Raw genomic sequence first — 6,517 nt, forward strand, 5'->3', positions numbered from 1 at the left:
CCAACGATCAGAACGGAAAGATCTTTCATCCCAGTTTTCCTTACTTGGTACCGCTTGGCGAGGTTGGCCAAGTCGGCATGATGTCGAAACGGGTAACGTCGGCCCACGCGGGGAGCCCAAGCACAGCGACGACCATCCTGGCCACGTCATCCGGCTGCACCACTTTGCTGGCGTACATGGCTGCGCGCGCGTTGGCGTCGAGGATGTCCTGGTAGAGCTGCGTCTCGACACGGCCGGCAACGATCTCGGTGACGCGTACGCCCGATGGGGAGAGGTCGGCGCGCAGCGCTGCTGCAAAGCCTGATATCGCCGCCTTGGTCGCTGAATAGACGGCAATGTTGGAGTATGCCGCGTGGCCCGCTGTGGAGCCGGTGAACAATACATGCCCGGACTGCCGCTCGCGCATTTGCGGGACGACGAGGCGCGTGAGCAGGATTGCCGCGCTGAGGTTCACCTCGAGCGTGGTGTCGATGTCAGCGATCTCCATATCGGCGAAGTTGCCGAGCGGCGGCATGACCCCGGCATTGTTGATCAGCACGTCGATGGTGAGATCCGCCAGGGCCGCTTCCAGGGCCTCGCGGTCGGTGACGTCGACGGCAATCGGCACGATGCCGGGCCGCTGTGCCTGCAGCTCCTTGAGCGCGGCCTGGCTGCGCCCGACCGCATAGACGTCGTAGCCGGCGTCGCTCAGCGCGATCGCTATGGCCCGCCCTATGCCGCTCGTCGCACCGGTGATGAAGGCTGTCGTCACGTGGGCTTTCCTGATTGTCTGTTTTCAGTTTGCGGCCCGGGCCGATGCCGCGAAACCAAGAAAACCAGCAAAAAGGAAAGATAAACTTTCGAAAATTTCGGATGCCTCCAAAATCCCTTGGGGTGTTCGGATAACCGCAGCAGCCGAAAACCCAGGGAAACGCTGGCAAGCTGGCGCCTTCAGCCCTTGGGAAACCCGCGCAGCCGGTGACGGAACAAAAAACACGGCTTTCGCAACGGATGTCTAATTTTCAGCTCAGGCGCGCCGATGCGATCGAATTCGCGAGGCCTCATCCGCCTGTCGAGGCAGGCCTTTTCATGTCGGTGAAAAGTGAGGCCGCCGCCGCCTTCTGCTCGGCTTCGATTGCCTCCACGCCAGAGGCTCGGGCCAGGGCGCGCACCCGCCCGAGACTGTTGTGCAGGTGCTTGCGCATGGCCTGGCGGGCGGCGCGGCCATCCTGCCTTTCGATGGCGTCGACGATTGTCTTATGTTCGCTGTGTATGCGCGCGTAATAGCTGTCCTTGAGTTCGGGCGTGACCAGATAGCCGAGCTGGAAGCGCGGCACGATCATCGGCCCGAGATAGCTTAGGAAACCGTGGATGAATTCATTTCGTGCCGCCTTGGCGATCGCCAGGTGGAAATCATAGTCGTAGTGGATCTGGACGACGGCGGGATCGGCCTGCTGGGCGTCGACCTGTTCCATCAAGGTGCGGATCGCGCTGGCTTCCGCATCGGTGCGCCGTTCCGCGCACAATCCCGCCGACTCCACCTCGACGCTCAACCTCAGCTCGAGCAGCGCAATGGTTTCCGGCAAGGTCCTGAGCGCTTCGTCCGGTATCGAGAAGTTGCGCGGCGCCGGCGTCTCGCTGACGAACATGCCGCGCCCCTGCTGCGGCACCACCAGGCCTTCGGAACGCAGTCGCGCCACAGCTTCCCGCACCACGGTGCGGCTGACATCGTACTCGGCGCAAAGCTCCGCCTCAGTCGGCAATTGCGCGCCGGGCAGCAGCTGTCCGGAGCGGATCTTCTCGGACAGGCTCTCCGCCACGACGGTGGAAAGCGGCTTGCGCTTCGTCATCAGTCTCCCTCTCGCCAGATTCGGGATGATGCCCGAACCGGCAGGACCATTCAAACCGCCGCGGTGACGATCAGCTCGACCAGCATTCCGGGCTTCGCCATCCGTCCTTCGCCCGATGAGCGCGCCGGTGCGTGCTCCCCGGGCATCCAGGCGTCCCACACCGCATTGACCTCGTCGAAATCCCTGATGTCGTCCAGCCACATCTGCACATGAAGGATGCGGGTCTTGTCCGTGCCCGCCTTGCCAAGCAGCGCATCGATCTTGCCGAGCACCTCGCGCATCTGGTCGGCCGCGGACTGGCCGGGCCTCGCGACCTGGCCGGTGAGGTAGAGCGTGCCGTTATGGATGACGCCATGGTGTATGCGGGTATCGAAGTCGAAGCGCTGGATGTCGCTCACTGGCGAGATATTGATCACTGGATTATCCTTGTCAGATAGCCGGCGTTTGCCGGATGGGATTTCCCTGCAGATATTGTGCGTAAGGCGCCTGAACCAGCCAGCCGGCGTCGACCGGCAAGGTGACGCCGGTAATCGAAGCGGCGCGCTCCGAGCAGAGGAACAATGCCGCCTCGGCGACGTCGCGCGGCTCGACGAAGCGTCGCAGCGCCGTGGTGGCCTGTATGGCTTCGGGGTTGCGTTCACCCCTGGCGATCTTGGTCTTCAGACCATCGGAAAGTGTATAGCCGGGCGCGACCGCATTGACGCGAACGCCATGCGGGCCGAGTTCGGCGGCGAGGATCTGGGTCAGGGCCAGGACCGCATGCTTTCCCGGCGTGTAGGCGGGCAGCGACAGCGGCGCGAAAGAGGCGAGCGAGCCGACATTCAGGATCGCGCCTCGCCGGGCGGCCGACATCAGCCGGCCAAACACCTGGCACCCCAACAGCGTGCCGCGATAATTCACCCGCCACATCTTCTCGTCCTCGTCCAGATCCTGATCAAGGACGTACTTGCCGCTCTGCAAGATGCCGGCGCAGTTGACGACGACGTGAGGCGTGCCGAACCCGTCGCTGACAATCCGTGCCAGAGCCTCGACTGAGCCGCTATCTGCGACATCTGTCTGGACAAACAGCGCACGCGGCGCGCCCGCCGCCTGGCAGGAGCCGGCCGCCTCATTGCCCCTCGTCGCATCCCGGCCGGAGACGACCACATGATAACCGTCTTCTGCGAAGCGCTGCGCGATAGCGCGTCCGATGCCGGAGGTGCCGCCGATGACGACGGCAGTCGGTGTCTCAGCCATGGCCGCGGTCCTTGCCTTCGATGTCGAAGAATTCGGACATCGCCCGGACCTGGAAATCCATCATCGGGCGTCCCGGTTGAACGCGGCAGCCGATCCCCTTGGCCGCCCGCAGCAGAGCGGTTTCCGCAGGCTCCATGATGATGTCCACGACCGTCATATCCGGGGTCAGCCGGCTGACGTCAAGCGGCAGCGGATCGCCGGCATGCATGCCGACAGGCGTGGCGTTGATCGCCATATGCATGCCGGAAGGCTCGGCCTCTCCGACCTGGATGCGGCATTTCGGGAACGCGCGGCCAACCAGCGCCGCCAGTTTCCCGGCGCGCGCCGTATCGATGTCGGTAAGGCGGATTTCGTCGGCGCCGGCTTCCGCGAGACAATAGGCGAGCGAAGCACCGGCGCCACCGGCACCGACTTGAAGAATGCGGCGGCCGGCGATCTGATGCCCGTTCGCCTTGAGCGCATCGATGAAGCCGACGCCGTCGAAATTGTCGGCATACCAGCTGCCATCCGGCAGCCGTCGCACCGAGTTGGCGCTTTCCACCCGCGCGGCGCGGTCATGCGCGGCGGAGCATTTGTGGTAGACCGCAACCTTGTACGGCACCGAGATGATCACGCCCCTGATATTCTCGGCTGCCGTGATGCCGGCCCAGAAGGTCTCAAAATCCTCCGGGCGGCAGCTCAAGGGCACCATGAGGCTGTCGAGGCCCTTCTGCTCGAAGATCTCGTTGAATATGCCGGGGCTCTTGGCGTGGGCCACGGGATGGGCCAGCATCACGAAGATCTCGGCCTTGCCGGTTCCGCGCATCGGTTTTTACTCCTTTTCTTTTGACAGTTCGTGGCCGCTGAGGATCTCCAGCGCCCGGACGAGAGACGAGTGATCGGCCTCGGCGCCACCTGGATGGGCCGAACAGGCATTCATCAGTTGCTGCGCCATGGCGGTGTTCGGCAGCGCCACGCCAAGGGCGCGGGCACTGTCAAGCGCCAGGTTGAGATCCTTCTGGTGGAGCTTGATGCGAAAGCCTGGGGCGAAGGTCCGGTCGATCATGCGCTGGCCATGCACTTCCAGGACGCGGGAAGCGGCGAAGCCACCCATCAGGGCGCCGCGAACCTTCGCCGGGTCGCACCCGGCCTTGCTGGCGAAGACAAGCGCTTCGGCCACGGCCTCGATGTTGAGCGCGACGATGATCTGGTTGGCGATCTTGCAGGTCTGCCCGGCGCCATTCTGCTCGCCGATCAAAGTGACGTTCTTGCCGAGTGTCTCAAAGATCGGCAGCGCCCGCTCGAACTCGGCGGCCGGGCCGCCGACCATGATGGTGAGGCTTGCCGCCTTGGCGCCGACCTCGCCGCCCGAGACCGGGGCGTCGAGGTAGCCGGCTCCCTTCTCTCGCAGTTTCGCCGCGAACGCCGCCGTGGCGATGGGGCTGATCGAGCTCATGTCGATGACCAGCTTGCCGGCTGACAGTCCTTCCAGGACGCCGTCCTCGCCCAACAGGACGCGTTCGACGTCAGGCGTGTCGGGCAGCATGGTGACGACGATCTCGGACCGCCGTGCCACTTCGGCGGCGGACGCGACGACCGATGCGGTCAGGCCCTGCGGTAGAGGGGAGCGATTGAGAACGGTGACGATCTCATGCCCGGCATCGGCCAGGTGGCGCGCCATCGGTGCTCCCATGACGCCAAGCCCGATGAACCCGATCCTCATTCTCCAGCTCCCATTCGAAAGTCCCTACATCGCATCTTGCAGCGTTTTGTAGCCATATGATATAGGACATCATACAAATTTCAACCAAATGATTGGAGACGATCGCAAGATGCAAGAACGCCTCAACACGCTGAAAGCCGCCACCGCGGCTGGCCGGGCTCACATCGGCATCTGGTGCTCGCTGGCTTCGGCGCTCACCACGGAGATCGTCGCCGGCTCCGGAGCCGATTGGGTTCTGATCGACGGCGAGCACAGCCCCAACCATCTGCGCAGCATCATGGCGCAGCTTCAGGTGATGGGCGGCTTCGACAGCGAGGCTGTCGTCAGGCTGCCCTCCGACGATCCCAATCTGATCAAGCAGGCGCTGGATATCGGCGCACGCAGCCTGATGATCCCCAATGTACGAACCGCCGATCAGGCCCGCGCCATCGTCGCGGCCATGAGCTATGCGCCCGGCGGATTTCGCGGCTTCTCGGTCGGTCACCGCGCCAATGGCTTCGGCCGCATCGCCGGCTACCACGCCAAGGCGCGCGAGCAGCAGCTTCTCGCCGTGCAGATCGAGGATGAATTGGGCGTGGCGAATGCCGCCGAGATCGCGGGGGTCGACGGGGTCGACGTTCTCTTCGTCGGTCCCGGCGATCTTTCCACCAATATGGGCGCGATGGGCAATCCCGGCGCGGCACATGTCCAGGAGGCAATCTCGTCCGTGCGCCAGGCCGCAACGGCGGCAGGCAAGGCAAGCGGCATCCTGGCGCCGGCGAAGGCCGATGCCGACCGCTACCTTGCCGAAGGCTTCACCATGGTTGCCGTCGGTTCGGACCTTGGCCTTCTTGCGCGGGGCTCGGATGCCCTGATCGCTTTGTTCAACCAGTAGCTTGGAGTCGGAGCCATGGCGATCCCGCCTTACAAAGCGCCATCGCGCAACGCCTACGACATCGTCATCGTCGGCGGAGCGGTTGTCGGCTCGTCCACGGCCTACTGGCTGAGCCAGGCGCTGGGCAGCGGTGCCTCGATCCTCGTGGTCGAGCGCGATAGCAGTTACGAGTTTTCATCGACGGCGCTGTCCACCAGCGCGATCCGGCAGCAATATTCCAATCCGATCAATGTGAAGATCAGCCAGTTCGGCATCGAGATCATCCGCACCTTCCAGGAGCGTATGGCACCTTTCTACAAGGACGAACCGGCGCCCGACCTCGGCTTCAAGGAGCATGGATATCTTTACTGCTGTTCACCCGACGGCGTCGAAGCGGCCCGCGAGCGCGTCGATCTGCAGCGCAGTTTTGGGGCCCACACAGTGTTCCTCGAGCCGGGCCCGCTGAAGGATCGCTTCCCCTGGCTCAATGTGGAGGATCTCGGTGGCGGTTCCTGGGGGGCTAGGGAAGAGGGCTGGTTCGACTCCGTGGGGCTGATGAACGGTTTCCGCCGCGCCGCCCGCGCCAGCGGCGTCGAGTATATCGACAATGCAGCGACAGGGCTGGATATTGCCGATGGACGGGTCATCTCGGTGCGCCTCGCGACCGGCCAGACGGTTCGTTGCGGAACATTGGTCAACGCCGCGGGTCCGCGCGCGCAGCAGGTCGCAGCCATGGCCGGCCTGTCGATCCCGGTCGCGCCCTACAAGCGCTACAGCTTCGTCTTTGCCAGCGCCAACCCGATCCCCGGCCGGATGCCCAACGTCATCGACCTTTCCGGTACATTCGTGCGCCCGGAAGGCGAACTTTTTCTCACCGGCAACACGCCGCAGGGCGAC

Annotated in this window: 9 protein-coding genes; 3 read left to right on the forward strand and 6 right to left on the reverse strand. The window is 64.2% G+C overall.

Annotated features, from left to right (window positions below):
• Positions 1 to 40 precede the first annotated feature (40 nt).
• Entirely contained in the window at positions 41 to 751 is a 711-nt protein-coding gene (locus EN939_RS16375) for an SDR family oxidoreductase (protein ID WP_127268816.1), read from the reverse strand.
• Here EN939_RS16375 and EN939_RS16380 point away from each other — a divergent pair.
• Positions 735 to 998 (forward strand): hypothetical protein, encoded by a 264-nt coding sequence (locus tag EN939_RS16380; protein ID WP_127268817.1) that lies wholly within the window; start codon positions 735 to 737, stop codon positions 996 to 998. The genes EN939_RS16375 and EN939_RS16380 overlap by 17 nt on opposite strands.
• Before the next feature lie 42 nt (positions 999 to 1,040).
• Here EN939_RS16380 and EN939_RS16385 read toward each other — a convergent pair whose 3' ends face one another.
• Genes EN939_RS16385 through EN939_RS16405 form a run of 5 tightly spaced genes read right to left on the reverse strand, consistent with a single transcriptional unit; the run spans position 1,041 to position 4,767 of the window.
• Complete coding sequence (locus EN939_RS16385) at positions 1,041 to 1,829, reverse strand: FadR/GntR family transcriptional regulator (protein ID WP_164749433.1); 789 nt, start codon at positions 1,827 to 1,829, stop codon at positions 1,041 to 1,043.
• 50 nt (positions 1,830 to 1,879) lie between these two features.
• Positions 1,880 to 2,227 carry a RidA family protein gene (locus EN939_RS16390; RefSeq protein WP_023810158.1) on the reverse strand — a complete coding sequence of 116 codons (348 nt, stop codon included), beginning with the start codon at positions 2,225 to 2,227 and terminating at the stop codon, positions 1,880 to 1,882.
• A 31-nt stretch (positions 2,228 to 2,258) separates the two neighbouring features.
• On the reverse strand, positions 2,259 to 3,065 hold the full coding sequence (locus EN939_RS16395; RefSeq protein WP_127268819.1) for an SDR family NAD(P)-dependent oxidoreductase: 807 nt from the start codon (positions 3,063 to 3,065) through the stop codon (positions 2,259 to 2,261).
• Positions 3,058 to 3,870, reverse strand: a complete 813-nt coding sequence (locus tag EN939_RS16400; RefSeq protein WP_127268820.1) for a shikimate dehydrogenase family protein — start codon at positions 3,868 to 3,870, stop codon at positions 3,058 to 3,060. Before EN939_RS16400 ends, EN939_RS16395 begins: the two co-directional genes overlap by 8 nt.
• Positions 3,871 to 3,876: 6 nt before the next feature.
• Positions 3,877 to 4,767 (reverse strand): 2-hydroxy-3-oxopropionate reductase, encoded by an 891-nt coding sequence (locus EN939_RS16405; RefSeq protein WP_127268821.1) that lies wholly within the window; start codon positions 4,765 to 4,767, stop codon positions 3,877 to 3,879.
• A 109-nt stretch (positions 4,768 to 4,876) separates the two neighbouring features.
• On the opposite strand from EN939_RS16405, the gene EN939_RS16410 reads away from it, so the two are divergent.
• Entirely contained in the window at positions 4,877 to 5,641 is a 765-nt protein-coding gene (locus tag EN939_RS16410; protein WP_127268822.1) for an HpcH/HpaI aldolase family protein, read from the forward strand.
• 15 nt (positions 5,642 to 5,656) lie between these two features.
• Positions 5,657 to 6,517 (forward strand): NAD(P)/FAD-dependent oxidoreductase (locus tag EN939_RS16415; RefSeq protein WP_164751025.1); only part of this gene is annotated, 861 nt, incomplete at its 3' end.

Origin of the sequence: Mesorhizobium sp. M7A.F.Ca.CA.002.05.1.1, from assembly GCF_003998335.1 — a bacterium.
Classification (GTDB): domain Bacteria; phylum Pseudomonadota; class Alphaproteobacteria; order Rhizobiales; family Rhizobiaceae; genus Mesorhizobium.

What these genes read in the sequence shown, in the direction of transcription:
- EN939_RS16380 (WP_127268817.1), top strand. Translation starts at nt 735, where the DNA reads ATGAAGGCTGTCGTCACGTGGGCTTTCCTGATTGTCTGTTTTCAGTTT.
- EN939_RS16385 (WP_164749433.1), bottom strand. Translation starts at nt 1,829, where the DNA reads ATGACGAAGCGCAAGCCGCTTTCCACCGTCGTGGCGGAGAGCCTGTCC.
- EN939_RS16395 (WP_127268819.1), bottom strand. Translation starts at nt 3,065, where the DNA reads ATGGCTGAGACACCGACTGCCGTCGTCATCGGCGGCACCTCCGGCATC.
- EN939_RS16400 (WP_127268820.1), bottom strand. Translation starts at nt 3,870, where the DNA reads ATGCGCGGAACCGGCAAGGCCGAGATCTTCGTGATGCTGGCCCATCCC.
- EN939_RS16405 (WP_127268821.1), bottom strand. Translation starts at nt 4,767, where the DNA reads ATGAGGATCGGGTTCATCGGGCTTGGCGTCATGGGAGCACCGATGGCG.
- EN939_RS16410 (WP_127268822.1), top strand. Translation starts at nt 4,877, where the DNA reads ATGCAAGAACGCCTCAACACGCTGAAAGCCGCCACCGCGGCTGGCCGG.